This window comes from Actinomadura luteofluorescens (assembly GCF_013409365.1).
In the GTDB taxonomy this organism is placed as follows: domain Bacteria; phylum Actinomycetota; class Actinomycetes; order Streptosporangiales; family Streptosporangiaceae; genus Spirillospora; species Spirillospora luteofluorescens.
In genome coordinates this window covers 940,195-958,364 of the sequence record NZ_JACCBA010000001.1, presented here as the reverse complement: position 1 = coordinate 958,364, position 18,170 = coordinate 940,195, and the positions used below count along the sequence as shown (strand labels likewise).

The following is an 18,170-nucleotide window of genomic DNA, read 5'->3' as shown; positions in this document are numbered from 1 at the left end:
TCAGGATCCTAAGTTTCTGGGCCCGGAGCCTAGCACTTACTTCATGAGCTAAACAGTCCAGTTGCTTAAGCGGTGGCTATGCTGGTTGCATGGACTCCGACCCCGTCCCCGCCCCCGACATCGGTGCCGGTACCGACACGGATGCGGTGGTGGCCGAGCTGAGCGGCCTGGTCTTCGAGGTCACCGGGCGGCTGCGCGCGCAGTTCAACGCCACCGCGGCGGAGCTCGGCCTGCCCCCGGCCCAAGCGCTCGTCCTGACGAACCTGTCCGGCCCCGCCCCGATGCGTGAGTTGGCCGACTGGCTGTCATGCGAGCCGTCGAACGTCACCGGCATCGTCGACGGCCTGGAACGCCGCGGCATGGTGACCCGCCGTCCCGCTCCGGGCGACCGCCGCGTCAAGCACGTGGTACTCACCGAAGCCGGCGAGCGCAAACGCCGGCAGTTGCGCTCCAGCGCCCACGCGCTGGCTCGGACCTTCTTCGAACTCCCAGGGCCCGACCAGCAGCACCTCCGTGACCTGCTGGCACGCGTCCTGGCCGGCCCATCGGCAAGCACAGATGCCGAATCCGGCTGAAACGCCGAAACGCCGCTCCCTGCCGGTCGCCGTCGCTGGCCCCGGAAGCTCTCTGCAGGGGACAGATGGCGCGGCCGGTCGCAATCGGGACAGGGCAGGTCGGCACACGCCACGGACTCGGTGAGGACGGATCTGCCCGCTGATGGCGGGGGAGTGGCGGTGCGCGGGTCATGGCCACCGGGGCCCTCCCGAAGTTCGGAGTCGGGGCGTGCGCGGCGAGAGTCAGCACGGCGCGGGCGCTTCTCTGTGGGTGGTAGTGCGGGGATAGGCAGCCATCATCGGTCGTCGGGTGCCGTGCGCTCGGCCCGTCCGGCGGCGCGTTCGGCGGTTTGGGCGCGCTGCTCGGCGGCGGCGCGTTCGCGCTGCTGGTGGGCCGCTGTGCGCGCCTCCTCGAGCTGGCGCCGCCCTCGTTCATCGCCGCGTCGGCGGCCCCGCGGGCGGCCTGCACCTCGGCGCGGGCCTGCACGACGTCCTCGCGAGCGGCGTCGGCCATCGTGGGCCTGTTCCTCGGACGCGCGGTCGCCGCGCGCGGCGCTCTCCTGCGCGGTTCGCCCTTGCCGCTGGGCGTCGGCGAGCTGGGCGCGGGACTCCGTCAGGGCCGCCTCGGCGGCGTCGGTGGTGGCGGCGTGCCGCGTCTGTTCCTCGGCGAGCTGCGCGCGTGCGGCCTGCAGTTCCTCCAGCAGGCGCGCGTTCTCCTGGTGGGCGGCGTCCAGCTGCGCGGCGATGTCGGCGCGCTCCCGCTCGGCGTCGGCGGCCTGCCGCTGGGCGACCTCGCGCAGGTGCCGTTCCACGGCGGCCTCCTTCTCGATGGCCTGCTGGGTGCGCTGGGCCTGCCCCGCCTGCCGCTACGCCCGCTCGGCGTCGGCGCGCGCGGCGGCGACCTGCTCGCGCGCGTCCCGGCGCGCGGCGGCGACCTTCACGTCCTGCTCGGTGCGCCTCCTTCGCCGCGGCGTCGGCCGCGTCGGCGCGGGTCTCGGCCGCGTCGGTAGCGCGCCGCGCGGTCTGCGCCTCGCGGCGCGCCTGCTCAGCGTCCTCGGCCGCTCTTCGGTGACCGCGCCGTTCAGCAGATCGGTGAGCACGCCGGTGCGCTTCTCGAACGCGGCGAGTATCCGGCCGAGTTGTGCCGTCTCGCCGCGCAGCGTTCGGGTGCGCGCGAGCCCGGCGGTCTCGGCCTTGCTCCTGGCCTTGTGGCGCGCGGTGCGGTGCGCGGGGCTGCAGTACTCGGCGTCGCGGCAGACGCCGCGGGGGATCGGTCGGCCGCAGTGCTTGCAGGGGCGGCGCTCGGCGACCGCGTCGGTGGACAGGTCGTCGTCGGGCACCGGGCCGTCCGCTGGCAGCCATCGGTGTCGCGGCGTCAGCAGGCGAGGACCTGAGCGCGGCGATGAGCGCACCGGGCGCTGGCGAACAGCCAACGAGTTCGCCGGACGGGGGTTGCCTGGATCGATCGCGCCGTCGCCGCCGCCGAGATCAGTCCGGCCGCGGCGAGCCCGTGGACCTCCTCGACGAGCCGCCCGCCGCGCGCGGGACTTGAATCTTGGACGATTCGCGTCCAGGAGCGGTCCTTTGCGTACGGACTCGCGACTTGCCCCTGCGGAGGAGCCCCTCGTCGCGAAGAGGGTGCCAGGTTCCGCTGGTCAGAACTCCCGGCAGATCTCGGTGTGCAGATGCCTGTCCCTGACTGAGCCGCACATCGAGAAATGAGCTCCGACGCTCGTTGCGAGCAACGAACGCCGGAGCCGACTTAAGGGTAAAAGTAAAACGGGATGCCCCGGCCTGCCGCTACGTCACCCGATCTGGGTGCCGCAGGTCTGGCAGACCTTGGCGTTCTCGCTGTTGTACGTGCCGCAGGAGGGGCACGGGTACTGGTCGGCGCTCATCGCCCGGCGGACGATCATCGCAATCTCGTGCATCGCTTCTCTCCTTTGTTGATTCGCAGACGGCTTTTGCCGTCAGCAATCTGAACTGTACGCATCTGCGACTGCGCCAGTGACGAGAAAGCGCTTTCGGAGGCCATTTCAGTGCAGAATGTGCACTCATCTGTAAGAGTTGTGCACGCATACATAAGAGTGGCAATGGAATCGCTCTGCGGCGGGGGCGCAAGCCCGGTTCGTTGATGGCCCGAGAGGGCGATGAGCGGGGCGAGGGGCTGGAACCAGTTCACCGCCGGGCCGGTGTGCCAGGGCGGCGCGCCTCCATGCGCAGCGATCAGAGCTTCTGGCGAGCGACGTGGAGGAGGAGGTCCCGGACGTGTCGGGGGACCTCGCCCCGGCCCACGGCGGCGGTCATCTGGCAGGGCGCAAGGAGTAGAGGGTGTTCGGTGTGATCGCTGGTCGCGGCCTTCTTGCGCAAAGCGACGGCGAGGGCATCCGCTGGAACCGGATGCCCTCGCCGTGGGAGCCGCCGCCAGCTCCGCGGGGTCTGCCCCCTTGTTCCCGCCCGGATTCGGCTTGGAGTATCAGTCGGGAATGCCGGAGGTATGCCAGGGCATCTGCCGTACCGTGACCTCGTCGGCCCGTTCCACCAGCACCGCGGGCGCCTTCAAATGACCGCGACGGCCGCCGCTCGCCATCTCGTTGGAGGACCATCCGTGGCGTGCGCCGGCTTGTTCGTCCGTGGTGCCGGCCTTCTCCCGGGCGTACGCCGGGGAGAAGGTGTCCCGTCCAAGGTGGCGAAGGGTAGGCGACCGCGTCCAGGGAGCCAGGGGAGGCAGCGCTTCTGTACAGGCCAGGGCGCGTGCCGAGGAGGCCCGCCCGTGGAGTTCTCTCAACCGGGTTCGGTGACCTTGCCGGCGCCTTCCGGTGCGTTCCCCGGCTCGGAGGACGCGAGCACGGGGTGTTTGCGCAGCGTGATCCGGTCGATCTTGTTGGCGGGCGTCCGCGGCAGTTCGGGAAGGATGAGGATCCGGGAGGGCCGCTTGTACGCGGTGAGGCGCTCGGCGCAGTGGCGTTCGAGTTCCTGGAGGTCGAGCGGCGTGTCCGGTGCCGCGGACACGAACGTGACGGGCCGCTCGCCCCTGCGCTCGTCCGGTACGCCGATGGTCGCGGACTCGACCACCGCGGGATGTGCGAGCAGCGTGTCGTCGATCTCGCGGGGGTAGACGTTGAAGCCGCCCACAATGATCATGTCTTTCGCGCGGTCGACGATGCGCAGGTAGCCGTCATCGTCGAAGCGTCCGACGTCACCGGTGTGGAACCAGCCGTCCCGGTGCGCGGGGATGATCCCTCCGTCCAGGCTGCGGTAGTGGCGCAGCATGTGAGCCGCCTTGACCCTGATCTCGCCCACCTCCCCGGGGGCGACGGGCGTGCCGGTTCGGAGGTCGGCGACCTCCACCCCGACGAGGGGGGAGGGGATCCCGACCGAGCCCGGGCGCGGTGGTCGCCCGACCGGGTTGTAGGTGATCGGTGCCAGTTCCGTCATCCCGTACGCCTCGTAGATCGGTAGCCCGGTGACCGCCTGCCAGCGTTCCTGCAGGTCGGCGGGGATGGCCGAGCCGCCGCCCTGACAGAGGCGCAGCGCCGACAGATCGGCGCCGGCGAGTTCGGGGGCCGCGAGGACGCCGCCGTAGATGGCCGCCGGTCCGCCGCTGAAGATCGTCACGCGATGCCGCTCCAGTTCCGCGGCGACCGTCGCGGGGACGAAGCGCGGCACCATCACGAGCCCGCCGCGGCGGTAGACGGCGTGCAGGAAACCGATCGCCAGGCCCCAGATGTGGAACATCGGCGCCACGTTGAGCCAGATCTCCTCGTCCGGACGCGTCGGCCAGCACAGTTCGGCGCCCTCGACCGTCGTCAGCAGCGTTTCGTGGGTGTACTCAACGCCCTTCGGCAGACCGGTCGTGCCGCCGGTGAACAGAAGAGCGGCCATGTCGTCGGGGGCCGGGTCCTCCGCCGGGGCCGCCGCGTCCGCGGTTCCGGTCGGCCGGAGATCGGCGTCGGCGACCGGCAGGACGTCCAGGCCCAGTTCGGCGGCGGCCGCGAGCGGACCGGTCGCGGCCGCCTCCGCGTCGGTGAGGACGAACACGGGTGAGGCCCCCTTCAGCAGCGGGACCAGTTCCCCCGGGGTGTAGCCGGGGTTGAGGCAGGCGATGCTCCCGCCCGCCGTCCACACCGCGAAGATCGCCACCGCCATCCGGGGGCTGTTGGGCATGGCGATCGCGATCGTCGCACCCCGCGCACCCGCCTCGGCGAGGCGTGCGGCCAGGCCATCGACCGCCCTGCCGTACTCGGCGTAGGTCAGCGTCCCGGCGCCGCACGTCACGGCCGCGCGGGCGGGGGCCTGGGCGACCGCTTCGCGCAGCGCCGCGACCATCGTGGCCGGCCGGCGCCCGCGTGGCCGCGGGACGGTTCCATCCAGGGCAGGCATGGCTGCACTCCTCTCACCAGAGTGCGTTTTTTCTATCGGTCTATCGATAGAACGTCAATAGTCCAGCTCGGACCGGCCGGGCGTGGATGGGAGGAGGAGTCGCCGCTCAGCCCTCGGCCGGCAGGCCGATCAGGTCGCAGAACGCGGCGGAGACCTGTTCGGCGTTGAACTCGTCCGGCTTGTACCACCAGTGCATCCAGCTCATCATTCCGAGGATCCCCTCGCTGACGACGCGGGTCGGGTGCTCGGCCGGCAGGACGCCCTGCTCCTGTGCGCGGGAGACGACCTCCTCGACCCGGACGACGAAGTCCCGCTCGTGTCCGCTGACCTCGCGGCCGACGTCCGCCGGCAGCGAGCGGAACTCCTTCCAGTACACGGCGAACGTTCGCTGGTTGAGAGCGAGGGAGCGGACGAAGGCGTCGATGACGCGACGCAGTTGCGTCGCCGGGTCGGCGGGGGCGGCGAGGGCCCCGTCCAGCGCTCTTGTGAAGTCGCGGTCGACCTGGCGGGCGATCTCCGACATGAGGACTTCCTTGGAGCCGACGTAGTGGTAGATCGTCGGCTGGCTCATCCCCGCGCGTTCGGCGATCTCCTTCGTGGTGCCCCGGTCGTAGCCGCGGACGAAGAAGACGTCGGCGGCGACGTCCAGGATCCGGCGCCGCTTGTCCTCCCAGTCGTCGTTCCGGCTGCCGGGCTTGCGCCCCGGACGCCTGCGCGCCGGGGTCTCGTCGCGTCGTGCGGTGTCCTCTGGAATCACGCTCCGATGCTAGCCGAATGATCGATCGGCCGATCGATCGCCTTTGCGGGCCGGTGGGCCGGCTGCTACAGTCCCCAAAATAAATCGATTGACCGATCGAATGAATGGGAGGTGTCGTGGTGGGAGACCGACTCTTCGACCAGGGCGCCCAGGTGCGCCGGGTCCTCGCGGCCGGCCACGAGACCGCGTACCACGAGGCCGGGCACGGGCGGCCCATCGTGCTGCTGCACGGATCCGGCCCGGGCGTTTCGGCCTGGTCGAACTGGTCCGGTGTGCTGCCCGCACTCGCTGCCGAGCACCGGGTGCTCGCGCCCGACATCGCCGGATTCGGCAGGACCTCTTTCCAGGAGGGGACCGAGTACGGGATCAAGCTCTGGACGCGGCAGCTCTTCGAGTTCCTCGACGCCCTGGACATCCCGTCCGCCCTTCTGGTGGGGAACAGCTTCGGCGGCGGTCTGGCGCTGGCCGCCACGCTGCGGGACCCGTCCCGCGTGGACGGCCTCGTACTGCTCGGCACGCCCGCCGGGACGTTCACGATGACCGAGGGGCTCCGGGCGGGCTGGCACTACGAACCCGATCCGGACGAGATGCGGCGCATCCTGCGGCTCTTCCCGTATGACAAGGGCCTCGTCACCGAGGAGATGGTGCGGGCGAGGTACGAGGCCAGCGCCGCCCCGGGCGCCCAGGCGGCCTTCCGGAAGCTGATCCCGGAGCCCGGCCCCGGAGACACCCCGGTCAGAGGCGTCCCCGAGGACAGGCTCCGCACGATCGGCAAGCCCTCGCTCATCGTCCACGGGCGCGAGGACGAGGTCATCCCCGTGGAGCTCGGCTGGCGCCTGGCCCGCTCGATCCCGGACTCCGAGCTTCACGTGTTCGGGCAATGCGGCCACTGGGTGCAACTCGAACGGCCCGCCGCGTTCACCGGCCTCGTCCGCGACTTCGCCGGGAGGCAGACATGAGCCTGCACGGCGTCGAGAAGGCGCTCTACGACCTCAACGTCGACCGGCGCGCCCGGGAGGCCTTCAAGGAATCTCCCGCCCGTTTCGCCGATCGTTACCGGCTGACCGGGGAGGAGGCGGCGATGCTGACCGGCCGGGACGTTCGCGGCCTCGCCTCGCTGGCCGCCAACCCGATGCTCGTGTGGGGGTTCTGGCTGATGCTCGCGCCCGACGGGGAGCGCGGTGCACCCGGCTATCTGGCCAGGCTGCGCGGCGAAACACCCGCTCGGCGACCCGTCCCCGCGTCCGGCGACTCAGAGGGAGACTGACCATGGGCAGCATCGTCGGCGGCTTCCTGCTGCCCCACGACCCGATGATGTTCACGCATCCGGACGCACCGGACGCGCCGGTGCGCGACCGTGTGCACGAGGCGTACCGGGAGATCTCCCGGCGGCTCGCCGCGCTCGACCCGACCACAGTGGTGATCATCGGCACCGACCACTACATCCTGTTCGGTCCCGGCTGCCTGCCCCAGTTGCTCATCGCGACCGGGGACCTGGACGGTCCGGTCGAGCGGCTGCCCGGCCTGGCGCGCGGCCCGCTGCCGGACAACGCGCCGCTGGCCCGGCACATCGCCGGACACGGGCACCGGCACGGCGTCGACTGGGCGGTCGCTCCGACGTTCACCGCGGACCACTCCGTGGTCATCCCCTACCATCTGGTCGCCGAGCCACTCGGGCTGCCGGTGATCCCCGTCTACCTCGCCTGCGGTGTCGAGCCACTGCTGCCGCTCGCCCGCGCCGTCCGCGCCGGAGAGGCGATCCGGGAGGCGGTCGAGGCCGCCGGAGAGGACGAGCGCGTCGCCGTCATCGGCAGCGGCGGTATCAGCCACTGGGTCGGAACCGCCGAGATGGGCCGGATCGACTCCGGTTTCGACCGGATGGTGCTCGACCGCGTCGCCGCCGGCGACACCGCCGCACTGGCCGGCCTGGATGACGCCGAGACGCTCGCGGAGGCCGGCAACGGCGCACTCGAAGTGCGCACGTTCGTCGCGGCGATGTCGGCCGTGGGGCCCTGCCGGGGGGACGTCATCGCCTACGAGGCCGTCCCGGAGTGGATCACCGGCCTCGGCTTCGCCGAGCTGCTCCCGCTGGAGGCCGCCGATGTCCGCTGACCTCAGGAGCACCGGGGGCCGTACGGTCCTGTGCGCGGCGGATGACGTGCCTCCTGGGCGGATGCTGCGCGTCGTCACCGGCGACGCGGGGCCGCTGCTGGTCTCGAATGTGAACGGGACGATCCACGTCACCGACGACACCTGCACCCATGCCGAGGCGTCGCTGAGCGAAGGCGATCTGGAGGCAGACCGGGTCGTCTGCCCAGTGCACTGGGCGGAGTTCGACCTGGCGACGGGCAAGGCCCTGTGCTTCCCCGCGTCCAGACCCCTTGCCGTGTACAGGGCGGTCGTCGAGGACGGCATGGTCGTCGCATTCCTCGCGCGGAGGTCGGCATGAGCGGCATGAACGACGAACTGCTCGCACTGTCCGGGCTGGACGACGGCTGGCTCGATCGCCGCGTCTTCTGGGACCGGGACGTCTACGAACTGGAGCTGGAGCGGATCTTCGCCCGGTGCTGGCTGTTCGTCGCCCACGAGTCCCAGCTGCCGAAGCCCGGGGCGTTCATCACCACCTGGATGGGCGAGGACAACGTGCTCGTCGTCCGGCGGCGGGACGGCTCCATCGGCGCCTACCTCAACAGCTGTCCCCACAGGGGCAATCGCGTGTGCACCGCCGAAGTGGGGACGGCCCGCGGGTTCGTGTGCAACTACCACGGCTGGTCGTTCGGCCTCGACGGCGGGCTCACCGGCGTGCACGAGTCCGCGGCCTTCGGCCGGGAACCGGGCTTCGACCGCTCCCGGCTCGGGCTCACCCCCGTGGCTCAACTCGACACCTACAAGGGACTGGTGTTCGCCACGTTCGACCCCGGCGCGCCGCCGCTGCGGGACTACCTCGGCGACTTCGCCTTCTATCTCGACGTGATCCTTGACAACGACGAGGGCGGCACGGAGTTCGCGGGCGGCTCGATCAAGTCCGTCCTCGGCTGCAACTGGAAGATCGCGGCGGAGAACTTCGCCGGTGACGCGCTGCACGCCGGCTGGACGCACGCGTCCGGCGCGGAGGCCATGCTCGGCCGCGGCGTCCCCGACCTGGGCGCGGAGGATGCCGAGAGTTACCACGTCAACGCGAACGGCCACTGCTGGGAGTTCAACCTGGACGGCGTCGGGAACGCCGCCACCCTCGGTGACCCACGGGTCATGGCCTACCTGCGCGACCATGAGAAGCGCTTCGCCGAGCGACTCGGCGCCCTGCGGGCGCGGATGGTCGGCTCGATCAGCTCGGTGAACGTCTTCCCGAACTTCTCGTTCCTGCCCGGCCAGAACACCTTCCGGACATGGCAGCCGAAGGGGCCACATCGCACCGAGCTGCACACCTGGGTCCTGGTGAACCGGAACGCCCCCCAGGATGTGAAGGACGCTTGGCGCAAGGGAGCGATGATGACCTTCTCTCCCTCCGGCGTCTTCGAGATGGACGACGGCGAGAACTGGGAGCTGGCCACCCGGTCCAACGCGGGTGTGGTGACGCGGAAGCAGCGGCTCTACTACGGGCTTGGGTCCGGTACGGCGATCGAGCACCCCGAACTGCCCGGCAACGTGCACCGCGGCCAGATCAACGACGCCAACCAGCGGGCGTTCTACCGGCGTTGGTCGCAACTCCTTCGCGCCCGTACATGGGACGAGGCGGCGTCATGACCACGATGGAGACGTACTGGGAGGTCCAGACCTTCCTCGCATACGAGGCGCGGTTGCTCGACGAGGAGCGGTACACCGAATGGCTCGGGCTCTTCACCGAGGACGCGCACTACTGGGTCCCCGGCGTGGAGAACCGCGGCCGGTCCGATCCGAACGGCCCCTACGCGCCGTCCCGTATGGCCTACTTCGACGACACTCTCGAGGACCTGCGCCGTCGTGTCGTCCGCTTCACCGCGCCCACCGCGTGGGCGGAGGACCCGGCGACCCGGCACCTGCACGTCGTGTCCAACATCGAGGTGGAGCGGGCGGAGACGCCGGGCGAGCTGCTCGTCCGCTCGGTGATCGTCAACTACCGGGGCCAGGGCGACATCGACGCCGCGACCCTGTACGGGCGGCGCGAGGACATCCTGCGCCGGGTCTCGGGCGAGCTGCGGATCGCCCGCCGGCTCGTCCTCCTGCGGCACGCGGTTCTCCCTGCCAAGAACATCAACACCTTCTTCTAGGAACCGGCACGACATGACGGCACCAGGTACAGGACGGCTTGACGGCCAGGTCGCGCTGGTCACCGGCGGCGGAAGCGGCATCGGCCGGGCCATCGTCGACCGCTACGTCGCGGAGGGAGCGCGGGTGGGCGTTCTCGAGCGCGACTCCGGCCGGGCCGCGGCGCTCGCCCGCGATCATGGTGACCGGGTCACGGTCGAGATCGGGGACGTCAGGGCGCCCGAAGCCCACGCCGCGTCGGTGACCCGCACACTCGACGTCCACGGCCGATTGGACGCCTACGTCGCCAACGCGGGCGTGTACGACTACTCGACCCGCTTCGAGGAGCTCGGCGAGAACCGCGTCGTGGAGGGTTTCGCCGAGCTGTTCGAGACGAACGTTCTCGGCTACATGCTCGGCGCAAGTGCGGCACTTCCGGCTCTGCGCGACAGCGGGGGTTGCCTCATCTTCACGATCTCCTCCAGCGGCCTGTACGCGGGCGGCGGTGGGGCACTGTACGTCGCGTCCAAGCACGCGGTGGTCGGGCTGGTCCGGCAGCTCGCCCACGAACTGGCCCCGGACGTCCGGGTGAACGGTGTCGCCCCAGGCGCGACGCTGACGGCACTCGGCGGGCTGGCCGCCCTCGGCGCCGCCGACCGGCGCCTGGACGCGGAACTGGACGGGATCGACCGGCACATCCCGCTCGGCTTCGTCAGCGACCCCGCCGACCACGCCGGCCTGTACGTCCTGCTCGCCGACCCACGCGACTCCCGCTTCATGACGGGAGCCATCCTGCCGAGCGACGGCGGGCTCGAAGTCCGCGGCGCGGCACGTCGACCGAAAGGCGCCCGATGAACGCGAAGCTGACGGTATCGCTCGGGCTGTGGCAGGACAGGCCCGCACGCGAAGCCCTGGAAACGGCCGCCCTCGCCGACGAACTCCGCTTTCCGGAACTGTGGATCGGCGAGATGGCCACGTACGACGCGTTCGCCCTCGCGGTGGCGGTGGCCGCCCGGACGTCCTCGATCATGCTGACGCCCGGGCCGCTGCCGGTCGCGGTACGCGACCCGATGATGATCGCGATGGCGGTGGCGTCACTCGCCGATCTGACCGGTCGCGTCGCCGGCGTCGCGATCGGCACCTCCAGCCCGCACGTCGTGGAGCGCTGGCACGGCCGCGAACGGCGGGATCCTCCCACCGCGCTCGCCGAGTCCGCCGAGGTCCTGCGGCACCTGCTCGCCGGAGAGCGGGCCGGCTTCGAAGGCAGGACCGTTCGCGTCCAGGACTACCGGCTGCGGCTGCCGGCACCCCGCACTCCCATCACGATCGCGGCGTTCGGCGCGGCGGCGGTCCGCGCCGCCGCGAGGCACGCCGACCGCATGGTGGTCAGCCTGGTCACGGCGGACTCGGCGGGACGGCTCGCGGCACGGCTCCGATCCGAGTCCGATGCGGCCGGCACCAGCGCACCACCGGTGGCGGCATGGGTGCCGGTGGCCGTGGACGGTGGCGTGCAGGCACGTGAGCAGGTCCGCCGGGCCGTCGTCGGCTACCTTGCCGCGCCCGGATACGCGCAGATGTTCGAGGAGGCCGGCTTCGGCGAGGTGGTCGCCTTGGCGCGCAGCCGCCCCCATCCGTCCGAGCTGCTCGCCGCCGTCCCGGACGAACTGGTCCACGCGGTGGCGGCGCTCGGCGGGCCGGAGGAGGTCGCGGCACGGCTCGCGTCCTACGCCGTCGACGAGATCGCCGTCCTGCCGTGCTGCACCGACGAGGACCCGGCAGGCGAGCACACCCTGCGCACTCTGGCCGCCTGGACCGGGCCGTGAACCGGCACGTCCCCCGCCGGATCGTCATCGTGGGCGGCGGCCTCGCCGGGCACACCGCCGCGACCACTCTTCGAGCCGAGGGCTACGACGGTGAGCTGATCCTGGTCTCCGACGAGCCGTGCCCGCCCTACGACCGGCCACCGCTGTCGAAGGAACTGCTCGCTGGGACGGTCGACGACACCACGCTGCTCACAGCTCACGACATCGAGGTGCGCACCGGTTCCCGCGCCCTTCGGCTCTTCCCCGACGCCGTTGAAAGCACGACCGGCACCTACTCCTTCGACGGGCTCGTCATCGCGACGGGCAGTTCCCCCATCAGGCTCGCCGATCCGTCACCCCGCGTCCACGAACTGCGCACCGGCTTCGACGCGCTGCGTCTTCGCGAAGCTCTGCGCACCGCCTCCTCGGTGGCGGTCGTCGGCGCGGGCTGGATCGGCAACGAGGTCGCCACCCGCGCCGCCGCGCTGAACCTCGAGGTCACCGTGATCGACGCCGCGTCCGCCCCGCTCGCGCGAGCGATGCCCGCCCCGCTCGCGGAACACTTCGTGCCCTGGTACGCCGACCGGGGGATCGACCTGCGCTTGGGCGCCCCGGTTGACGGGGTGGACGAACGCGGCGTGCGCCTGGCGGACGGCGGGCGCGTCGACGCCGATCTCGTCGTCATGGGCGTCGGCGCACGCCCGGCCACCGGCTGGCTGCACGGCAGCGGCGTTCCGGTGGCTCCTGACGGCGCCGTCGAGGCCGACGCGACACTGCGCGCCGGCCCGGGCTCCGTCTACGCCGCGGGGGACGCCGTCCGCTGGCCCTCCAGCTTGTTCGGTGACCGGCTCCGCGTCGAGCACTGGGACCACGCCGCGGCATCCGGCCGGACCGCCGCCCGCAATCTCCTCGGTCTCGGCGAGCCCTACGACCCGGTGCCCTACTTCTGGTCGGAGCAGCTTGGGCACCGGATCCAGTACGTGGGCCATCACCGTCCGGCGGACACGTTCGTCCTGCGTGGGGACCCCACCGGTCGGGGCCCATGGGCGGCCCTGTGGTTCCAGGGGCCGCGGTTGCGTGCCGCGCTCTCCATCGACGACCCGCGCACCACGAGGGACGCGCGGCGCCTCATCGCCGGCCGGGTTCCCCTGTCCGCCGACCGGGCCGCCGACCCGGACGTCCGGCTGAACGAAACGGCGAGGACGCCGTTCCGCTGACGATCCAGGAGGTCTCCGGGCCCGATCGAGGCGCTGGGCTGCCTGCGAGCCACCGACCGCTCCGCCTTCTCCGACGGGCGCCCGTCCGCGTGGCAGCCCGGAGCGGCTCCGGCTTCGGCGGGGTGTCGGCCTCGGCGGGAGCCACGACGTCGCACTCGCTTCCTGCAGTGGGCTTCCGGTCGCCCCAGGGGAGGGCGATCCCACCGGCCCCCGGACGGGGCCGGTGGGACCTTCGCGTGTCCTACTTCAGGGACGGGGGGACGTCTGCGGCGTCGCCGAGCCCGACCAGGTAGTCGGCGTACTCCTTGGCGCCGCCCTTCGTGACGAGCCTGCCCTGCAGGGTCTCGTCGGCCGCGACCTTCTTGCCGGCGAGGACGTCGGCGGCGAGCGTCATGACCTTCTGGCCCAGCGCGAACGGCGACTCGGCGTTCGTCGAGTACATGTCGCCCGCCGCGACCGCGGCCAGCGCGTCGGAAATGCCATCGTTGCCGACGAGCTTCACCTTCTTGGACAGGTTGCCGGCCTTCAGTGCCGACAAGACACCCATGGCCATCTCGTCGTTCGCGGCGTACACGCCGTTGATGCCCGGGTTGGCCTGCAGCACGTTCGTCATCACGTTCAGCGCCTTGGCGCGGTCGAAGTCGGCGGCCTGCTTGGCGACGACCGTGATGCCCTTGTGCTTGGCGATCTCCTCGTTGAAGCCCTTGCTCCGGTCCTGCGCGACGTTCGTGCCGAGCAGGCCCTGGATCTCCACGACCTTGCCCTTCTCGCCGACGGCCTCGGCGAGCGACTTGGCGGCGTTGCGCCCGGCCTGGACGGCGTCGTAGCCGACGAATGTGGCGAGCTTGCCGCCGGACGGCTTGCGGTCGAACGCCATCACCGGGATGTTCGCGCCGTTCGCCTGCGTCACCGACGACGTCGCCGACTGGGTGCTGACCGGGTCGATGATGAGGATGCCGGTCTGCTTGGAGATGGCCGTCGTCGCCTGGTTGAGCGCGGCGGCGTCGCTGTTGTTGGCGTTCTGCACGTTCAGCTTGATGCCGAGCTCGGCCGCCTGCGCCTGCGCGCCGTTCTTGACGCTGACGAAGAACGGGTTGTTGAGCGTGCTCATGATGATCGTCGCGTCCTTCTTTCCGGACGCCTTGCCGGTGGAGGCGCCGGCGTCCTCGCCGGCGCGGCTGCACCCGGTCAGGGCGAGCGCGGCCGCGGCCGTCACGGCGATCACGGCGCGGGTGGTTCTGGCCACGCGCATGGGAATCTCCTTTTTGCGGGGTCGGGGTGGGAGTCGATCAGGGGGTCTTGGCGGCGGCGCCGCTGCGATGAGACGGTCCGCCTTGTGTGGTCTTGTCCGTACGTTTCGGGATGAGGGAGCGCAGCACGTCGATGTTGCGGTCCAGGAACACGGCCAGCAGGATGACCAGGCCCTTCACGACGTTCTGCAGGAACGGCGAGACGTCCAGCAGGTTCATCCCGTTGTCGATGACGCCGAGGACGAGCGCGCCGACGAGGGTGCCGAGAAGCGTGCCGCGGCCGCCGGCGAGGCTCGTTCCGCCGATGATGACGGCGGCGATGGCCTCCAGTTCCAGGCCGGTGCCGGCGGTGGGCTCGGCGGTGGACAGCCGGGCGGTGAGGATGAAGCCGGCGAGCGCCGCCAGCACGCCGCTGATCACGAACGCGAGGATCTTCACCCGGTCGGTGCGGACGCCCGACAGCCGGGCCGCCTCGGTGTTGTCGCCGGTGGCGTAGACGTACCGGCCGAACCGGGTCCGCGCGAGCAGGTACCCGAACACCGCGAACACCACCAGCATGATCACGACGGGGACGGGCACGCCGGCGATCCGGCTCTGCCCGATGCCCTGGAAGTCGTAGTCGGTGACGGCGACCGGGTTGCCCTTGGTGAGCTGCAGGCTGAGACCCGACAGCACCGACATGGTGGCCAGTGTCGCGATGAACGACGGCATCCGTGTCTTGGTGACGAGCAGCCCGTTCACCAGCCCGATCGCGGCGCCCGTCGCCACGCCCGCGCCGACCCCGGCGACGAGACCGTGGTCGCGGAGCGTCTGGGCGGTGACGACGGCGGTGAAGCCGAGCGCCGCGCCGACCGACAGGTCGATCTCCGCCAGGATGATCACATAGGACTGGCCGACCGCGAGCAGCGCCGCGACGGACGTGGCCAGCCCGACGTTCATCAGGTTGTTGTGCGTCAGGAAGACCGGTGAGGCGATGGTCAGGATGATCCCGACCAGCAGCAGCATCCAGACCGCGCGCAGCCGGCGCGCGGCGGCGGCCGCCGAGGAGAGCCGCGACGGGGACGCGAGGCTCGTGACGGTGGAGGTCATGGGGCACCTACCAGTGCGTGCTCGAGGATGTTCTGTTCGTTGACGTCGTCGCCGGTGAGCTCGGAGACGGTGCGTCCCTCGCGCATCACGAGGACGCGGTCGGACATGGCGACGAGCTCGGGCAGGTCGGAACTGACCAGCACGACGGCGACGCCGTCCGCGGTGAGGCCGTTGATGATCCGGTAGATCTCGGTCTTGGCGCCGACGTCGACGCCGCGCGTCGGCTCGTCCATCAGCAGCACCCGGGGCCCGGCCATCACCCACTTGGCGAACAGCGCCTTCTGCTGGTTGCCGCCCGACAGCGACCCGGCCGCGATGGACGGCGACGCCGCGCGGACCCGCAGGTCCGCCATCACCTTCCCGGTCTCCGCGCGCTCCCGGCCGCGCAGGACGACGTCGGCCTTCGTGAAGCGGCCGAGGGACGGCAGCGACACGTTCGCCTCGACGGACTGCTGCATGGCGAGACCCTCACCGGACCGGTCCGGGGTGACATAGGCGATGCGCCCGGAGATCGCCTGCCTCGGGCCGCGCGCCCTGACCGGCTCGCCGTCCACGGTCACCGTCCCGGACGTGAGCGGGTGCAGGCCGAACAGCGCGCGGAGCAACTCGCCGCGGCCGCAGCCGACGACACCGCCGATGCCGAGCACCTCGCCCGCCCGGACGTCCAGGTCGATGTCGTGGAACGCGTCGCCGCCCGACGCGCCCCGGACCCGCAGGACGACCCGGTCCGTGGTGTTGTGCTCCTTCGGGTAGAAATCGTCCACGGTGTCGCCGACCATCGCGGTGACGACCTGGGCGGGGGAGAGCGTCCCGGTGGGCTCGTCCAGGGTGACGCGGCCGTCGCGGAGAACGACGATCCGGTCGGACAGCTCGAACACCTCGTCCAGCCGGTGGCTGATGTAGAGGATCGTGACGCCGGCCTTGCGCAGCCGCCGGATCTGCTCGAACAGCCGCTCCGACTCCCGCTCGTCCAGCGCCGCGGTCGGCTCGTCCAGGATCAGCAGCCGAGGCTTGTGCGTCATCGCCTTGGCGATCTCGACCATCTGCCGCTCGGCGGCGCCGAGCTCGCCGACCGGCCGCCGCACGTCGATGTCCAGGCCGAGATCCTTCAGGGCGGACACGGCGGCCTCCGCCATCCGGCGGCGCGACACCAGCAGCCGCCCGAACCGGCCCTCCCGGTCGAGGATGTGCATGTTCTCGGCGACGGACAGGTTCGGGAACAGGTTCTGCTGGAACTCCTGGTAGATGACCTCGATCCCGAGCGTCATCGCGGCCTGCGGGTCCTTCAGGACCGTGGCGCGGCCGTCGACGAGGACCGTGCCACCGTCCGGCTGGTGCGCGCCGGAGATCACCCGCGTCAGGGTGGACTTGCCGGCGCCGTTCTCGCCGCACAGCGCGACGACCTCGCCCGGCTCGACCGCGAGGCCGACGCCCCGCAGCACGTGGTTCTCCCCGAACGACTTGTGGACGTCGACCAGTTGCATCCGCATGTCGATCTCCCGTCAGTAGACGACGCCCGCGGTCAGCAGCACGTTCGCGTACGGGGTGAACTCCCCGGACCGCACCGCCGCCCGCGCCTCGCCCGTGGACCGCTTGAACTCGGTGTGCGGCACGAACCGGATCTCGACGCCGGTGAACCTTGCCTCGATCTCGGCGAGCATCTCCGGGCTGTGCTGCTTGATCTCCTGCGACATCAGCACGCCCTCCACGGCGACCTCGGCGAGGACGGCGTCCAGCAGGTCGAGGAAGCGGGGAAGGTTCTCCCGCACCGCCAGGTCCACCCGCTCCACCCCGGGCGGGACGGGCAGCCCGGCGTCGGTGACGACGAGCCTGTCGGTGTGCCCGAGTTCGGAGATGACCCGGGCCAGCTGGCCGTTGAGCGTGCCGTGGTTGCGCCTCATCGGGCGGCTCCTTCCAGGGTGTTGCCGGACATCAGTGCGTCCACCTCGTCCCGATCTGGCAGGGACGGGCTCGCGCCGGGTCGGGTCGTCGCCAGCGCCCCGGCGGCCATGCCCCGCCGGATGGCACGTTCCATGGCGTCGCCGGCCGCGAGTGCCGCACCCAGCGAGCCGGTGAAGGCGTCCCCGGCCGCGGTGGTGTCCACGGCGGTGACCTGGTAGGCGGTGAAGTGCCGGGCGCCTTCGCGGGTGACGGAGACGGCTCCTCCCGCGCCCAGCGTGATCAGCGCGTGGCCGACGCCGCGGTCGAGGAACCATCGTCCGGCCCGCTCGGCGGACGCCGGGTCGGTGACCTCCACACCGGTCAGCTCCGTCGCCTCGCTCTCGTTCGGCGTGACCAGGTCGATGTGCGGCCACACGTCGTCCGGGAGCGCCTGGGCGGGGGCCGGGTCGAGGACGACCGTCAGCCCGGCCGCCCTGCCCGCCTTGGCCGCGTGGCAGGTCGTCGCCGCGGGGACTTCGAGTTGCAGGAGCAGGACGCCGACCTTCCCGGCGGTCGCGCCGATGCTCGCGTCGACCATGGCCGGGCTGAGGTCGGCGTTCGCCAGAGGGGTGATGACGATGTCGTTCTCCCCGGACGCGTCCACGCGGATGTGTGCGACGCCGGTGCGGCCGTCCCCGGTCCGGACCTCGTCCAGTCCGACGCCGTACGACCGCAGGCCGTCCAGGACGATCTCGCGGAACGGGTCGCGGCCGACGCACCCGGCGAGCCAGGTCCGTGCACCGGCGCGGGCGGACGCGACCGCCTGGTTCGCGCCCTTCCCGCCGAGCACGAGGGTGAAGTCGTCGCCGAGCACGGTCTCACCGCGCCGCGGGAACCGTGCGCTGAACGCGGTCACGTCCGCGGTGATGCTGCCGACGACGAGAACACCGTGGGGTTCCATCGCGGTCCTCCTGTTCCGGCTGTTCGAGGCATGAGTGGGGAGAGGTCACGGC

General features: G+C 71.4%; 20 protein-coding genes. 10 read left to right on the top strand and 10 right to left on the bottom strand.

Going from position 1 to position 18,170, the window contains the following annotated elements; all coding sequences use genetic code 11:
• The first annotated feature begins 89 nt into the window (after positions 1 to 89).
• Positions 90 to 575 carry a MarR family winged helix-turn-helix transcriptional regulator gene (locus BJY14_RS04155; protein ID WP_179842382.1) on the top strand — a complete coding sequence of 162 codons (486 nt, stop codon included), beginning with the start codon at positions 90 to 92 and terminating at the stop codon, positions 573 to 575.
• Between the two features lie 275 nt (positions 576 to 850).
• Here BJY14_RS04155 and BJY14_RS04150 read toward each other — a convergent pair whose 3' ends face one another.
• From BJY14_RS04150 to BJY14_RS04130, 5 genes are all read right to left on the bottom strand, one after another.
• Positions 851 to 1,366 carry a hypothetical protein gene (locus BJY14_RS04150; protein ID WP_179842381.1) on the bottom strand — a complete coding sequence of 172 codons (516 nt, stop codon included), beginning with the start codon at positions 1,364 to 1,366 and terminating at the stop codon, positions 851 to 853.
• A 54-nt stretch (positions 1,367 to 1,420) separates the two neighbouring features.
• Positions 1,421 to 1,894, bottom strand: a complete 474-nt coding sequence (locus tag BJY14_RS04145) for a hypothetical protein (protein WP_179842380.1) — start codon at positions 1,892 to 1,894, stop codon at positions 1,421 to 1,423.
• A gap of 465 nt (positions 1,895 to 2,359) precedes the next feature.
• The gene (locus BJY14_RS04140; RefSeq protein ID WP_179842379.1) at positions 2,360 to 2,485 is read right to left on the bottom strand and encodes a zinc-ribbon domain-containing protein; all 126 of its coding nucleotides are present in this window, start codon (positions 2,483 to 2,485) and stop codon (positions 2,360 to 2,362) included.
• Between the two features lie 853 nt (positions 2,486 to 3,338).
• Complete coding sequence (locus tag BJY14_RS04135) at positions 3,339 to 4,937, bottom strand: class I adenylate-forming enzyme family protein (protein ID WP_179842378.1); 1,599 nt, start codon at positions 4,935 to 4,937, stop codon at positions 3,339 to 3,341.
• Positions 4,938 to 5,043: 106 nt separating this feature from the next.
• Entirely contained in the window at positions 5,044 to 5,694 is a 651-nt protein-coding gene (locus BJY14_RS04130) for a TetR/AcrR family transcriptional regulator (protein WP_179842377.1), read from the bottom strand.
• Between the two features lie 119 nt (positions 5,695 to 5,813).
• Here BJY14_RS04130 and BJY14_RS04125 point away from each other — a divergent pair, with 119 nt between their 5' ends.
• From BJY14_RS04125 to BJY14_RS04085, 9 genes are read left to right on the top strand one after another with little or no spacing between them, the layout of a single operon-like run.
• Positions 5,814 to 6,653 (top strand): alpha/beta fold hydrolase, encoded by an 840-nt coding sequence (locus BJY14_RS04125; RefSeq protein WP_218905084.1) that lies wholly within the window; start codon positions 5,814 to 5,816, stop codon positions 6,651 to 6,653.
• A complete protein-coding gene (locus tag BJY14_RS04120) occupies positions 6,650 to 6,961 on the top strand; it encodes a hypothetical protein (protein ID WP_179842375.1) in 312 nt (103 codons plus the stop codon). Before BJY14_RS04125 ends, BJY14_RS04120 begins: the two co-directional genes overlap by 4 nt.
• A 2-nt stretch (positions 6,962 to 6,963) precedes the next feature.
• Complete coding sequence (locus tag BJY14_RS04115) at positions 6,964 to 7,806, top strand: DODA-type extradiol aromatic ring-opening family dioxygenase (protein WP_179842374.1); 843 nt, start codon at positions 6,964 to 6,966, stop codon at positions 7,804 to 7,806.
• Positions 7,796 to 8,143: a non-heme iron oxygenase ferredoxin subunit gene (locus BJY14_RS04110; RefSeq protein ID WP_179842373.1), complete on the top strand. Its 348-nt coding sequence runs from the start codon at positions 7,796 to 7,798 to the stop codon at positions 8,141 to 8,143. The genes BJY14_RS04115 and BJY14_RS04110 overlap by 11 nt, the downstream gene beginning before the upstream one ends.
• Entirely contained in the window at positions 8,140 to 9,438 is a 1,299-nt protein-coding gene (locus tag BJY14_RS04105) for an aromatic ring-hydroxylating oxygenase subunit alpha (protein WP_179842372.1), read from the top strand. Before BJY14_RS04110 ends, BJY14_RS04105 begins: the two co-directional genes overlap by 4 nt.
• Positions 9,435 to 9,941, top strand: a complete 507-nt coding sequence (locus BJY14_RS04100) for a 3-phenylpropionate/cinnamic acid dioxygenase subunit beta (RefSeq protein ID WP_179842371.1) — start codon at positions 9,435 to 9,437, stop codon at positions 9,939 to 9,941. The genes BJY14_RS04105 and BJY14_RS04100 overlap by 4 nt, the downstream gene beginning before the upstream one ends.
• 13 nt (positions 9,942 to 9,954) lie before the next feature.
• Positions 9,955 to 10,773, top strand: coding sequence for a 3-(cis-5,6-dihydroxycyclohexa-1,3-dien-1-yl)propanoate dehydrogenase (gene hcaB, locus BJY14_RS04095; protein ID WP_179842370.1), 819 nt, complete (start codon positions 9,955 to 9,957; stop codon positions 10,771 to 10,773).
• A complete protein-coding gene (locus BJY14_RS04090; protein WP_179842369.1) occupies positions 10,770 to 11,741 on the top strand; it encodes an LLM class F420-dependent oxidoreductase in 972 nt (323 codons plus the stop codon). The genes hcaB and BJY14_RS04090 overlap by 4 nt, the downstream gene beginning before the upstream one ends.
• The gene (locus BJY14_RS04085; RefSeq protein ID WP_179842368.1) at positions 11,738 to 12,937 is read left to right on the top strand and encodes an NAD(P)/FAD-dependent oxidoreductase; all 1,200 of its coding nucleotides are present in this window, start codon (positions 11,738 to 11,740) and stop codon (positions 12,935 to 12,937) included. Before BJY14_RS04090 ends, BJY14_RS04085 begins: the two co-directional genes overlap by 4 nt.
• A gap of 241 nt (positions 12,938 to 13,178) precedes the next feature.
• On the opposite strand, the gene BJY14_RS04080 is transcribed toward BJY14_RS04085, so the two are convergent.
• The 5 genes from BJY14_RS04080 to BJY14_RS04060 are packed head-to-tail and all read right to left on the bottom strand — an operon-like array spanning position 13,179 to position 18,118.
• The gene (locus BJY14_RS04080) at positions 13,179 to 14,189 is read right to left on the bottom strand and encodes a substrate-binding domain-containing protein (RefSeq protein ID WP_179842367.1); all 1,011 of its coding nucleotides are present in this window, start codon (positions 14,187 to 14,189) and stop codon (positions 13,179 to 13,181) included.
• A gap of 37 nt (positions 14,190 to 14,226) precedes the next feature.
• Complete coding sequence (locus BJY14_RS04075; RefSeq protein WP_179842366.1) at positions 14,227 to 15,276, bottom strand: ABC transporter permease; 1,050 nt, start codon at positions 15,274 to 15,276, stop codon at positions 14,227 to 14,229.
• Positions 15,273 to 16,766, bottom strand: coding sequence for a sugar ABC transporter ATP-binding protein (locus BJY14_RS04070; RefSeq protein WP_179842365.1), 1,494 nt, complete (start codon positions 16,764 to 16,766; stop codon positions 15,273 to 15,275). Before BJY14_RS04070 ends, BJY14_RS04075 begins: the two co-directional genes overlap by 4 nt.
• A gap of 12 nt (positions 16,767 to 16,778) precedes the next feature.
• Positions 16,779 to 17,177, bottom strand: coding sequence for a D-ribose pyranase (rbsD, locus tag BJY14_RS04065; RefSeq protein ID WP_179842364.1), 399 nt, complete (start codon positions 17,175 to 17,177; stop codon positions 16,779 to 16,781).
• Positions 17,174 to 18,118: a ribokinase gene (locus BJY14_RS04060; RefSeq protein ID WP_179842363.1), complete on the bottom strand. Its 945-nt coding sequence runs from the start codon at positions 18,116 to 18,118 to the stop codon at positions 17,174 to 17,176. The genes rbsD and BJY14_RS04060 overlap by 4 nt, the downstream gene beginning before the upstream one ends.
• Between the last annotated feature and the right edge of the window lie 52 nt (positions 18,119 to 18,170).

Excerpts from the sequence above, each read along its gene's own strand:
- BJY14_RS04155 (WP_179842382.1), top strand. The coding sequence starts at position 90 with ATGGACTCCGACCCCGTCCCCGCCCCCGACATCGGTGCCGGTACCGAC.
- BJY14_RS04140 (WP_179842379.1), bottom strand. The coding sequence starts at position 2,485 with ATGCACGAGATTGCGATGATCGTCCGCCGGGCGATGAGCGCCGACCAG.
- BJY14_RS04135 (WP_179842378.1), bottom strand. The coding sequence starts at position 4,937 with ATGCCTGCCCTGGATGGAACCGTCCCGCGGCCACGCGGGCGCCGGCCG.
- BJY14_RS04120 (WP_179842375.1), top strand. The coding sequence starts at position 6,650 with ATGAGCCTGCACGGCGTCGAGAAGGCGCTCTACGACCTCAACGTCGAC.
- BJY14_RS04115 (WP_179842374.1), top strand. The coding sequence starts at position 6,964 with ATGGGCAGCATCGTCGGCGGCTTCCTGCTGCCCCACGACCCGATGATG.
- BJY14_RS04110 (WP_179842373.1), top strand. The coding sequence starts at position 7,796 with ATGTCCGCTGACCTCAGGAGCACCGGGGGCCGTACGGTCCTGTGCGCG.
- BJY14_RS04105 (WP_179842372.1), top strand. The coding sequence starts at position 8,140 with ATGAGCGGCATGAACGACGAACTGCTCGCACTGTCCGGGCTGGACGAC.
- BJY14_RS04100 (WP_179842371.1), top strand. The coding sequence starts at position 9,435 with ATGACCACGATGGAGACGTACTGGGAGGTCCAGACCTTCCTCGCATAC.
- hcaB (WP_179842370.1), top strand. The coding sequence starts at position 9,955 with ATGACGGCACCAGGTACAGGACGGCTTGACGGCCAGGTCGCGCTGGTC.
- BJY14_RS04090 (WP_179842369.1), top strand. The coding sequence starts at position 10,770 with ATGAACGCGAAGCTGACGGTATCGCTCGGGCTGTGGCAGGACAGGCCC.
- BJY14_RS04080 (WP_179842367.1), bottom strand. The coding sequence starts at position 14,189 with ATGCGCGTGGCCAGAACCACCCGCGCCGTGATCGCCGTGACGGCCGCG.
- BJY14_RS04075 (WP_179842366.1), bottom strand. The coding sequence starts at position 15,276 with ATGACCTCCACCGTCACGAGCCTCGCGTCCCCGTCGCGGCTCTCCTCG.
- BJY14_RS04070 (WP_179842365.1), bottom strand. The coding sequence starts at position 16,766 with ATGCGGATGCAACTGGTCGACGTCCACAAGTCGTTCGGGGAGAACCAC.
- rbsD (WP_179842364.1), bottom strand. The coding sequence starts at position 17,177 with ATGAGGCGCAACCACGGCACGCTCAACGGCCAGCTGGCCCGGGTCATC.
- BJY14_RS04060 (WP_179842363.1), bottom strand. The coding sequence starts at position 18,118 with ATGGAACCCCACGGTGTTCTCGTCGTCGGCAGCATCACCGCGGACGTG.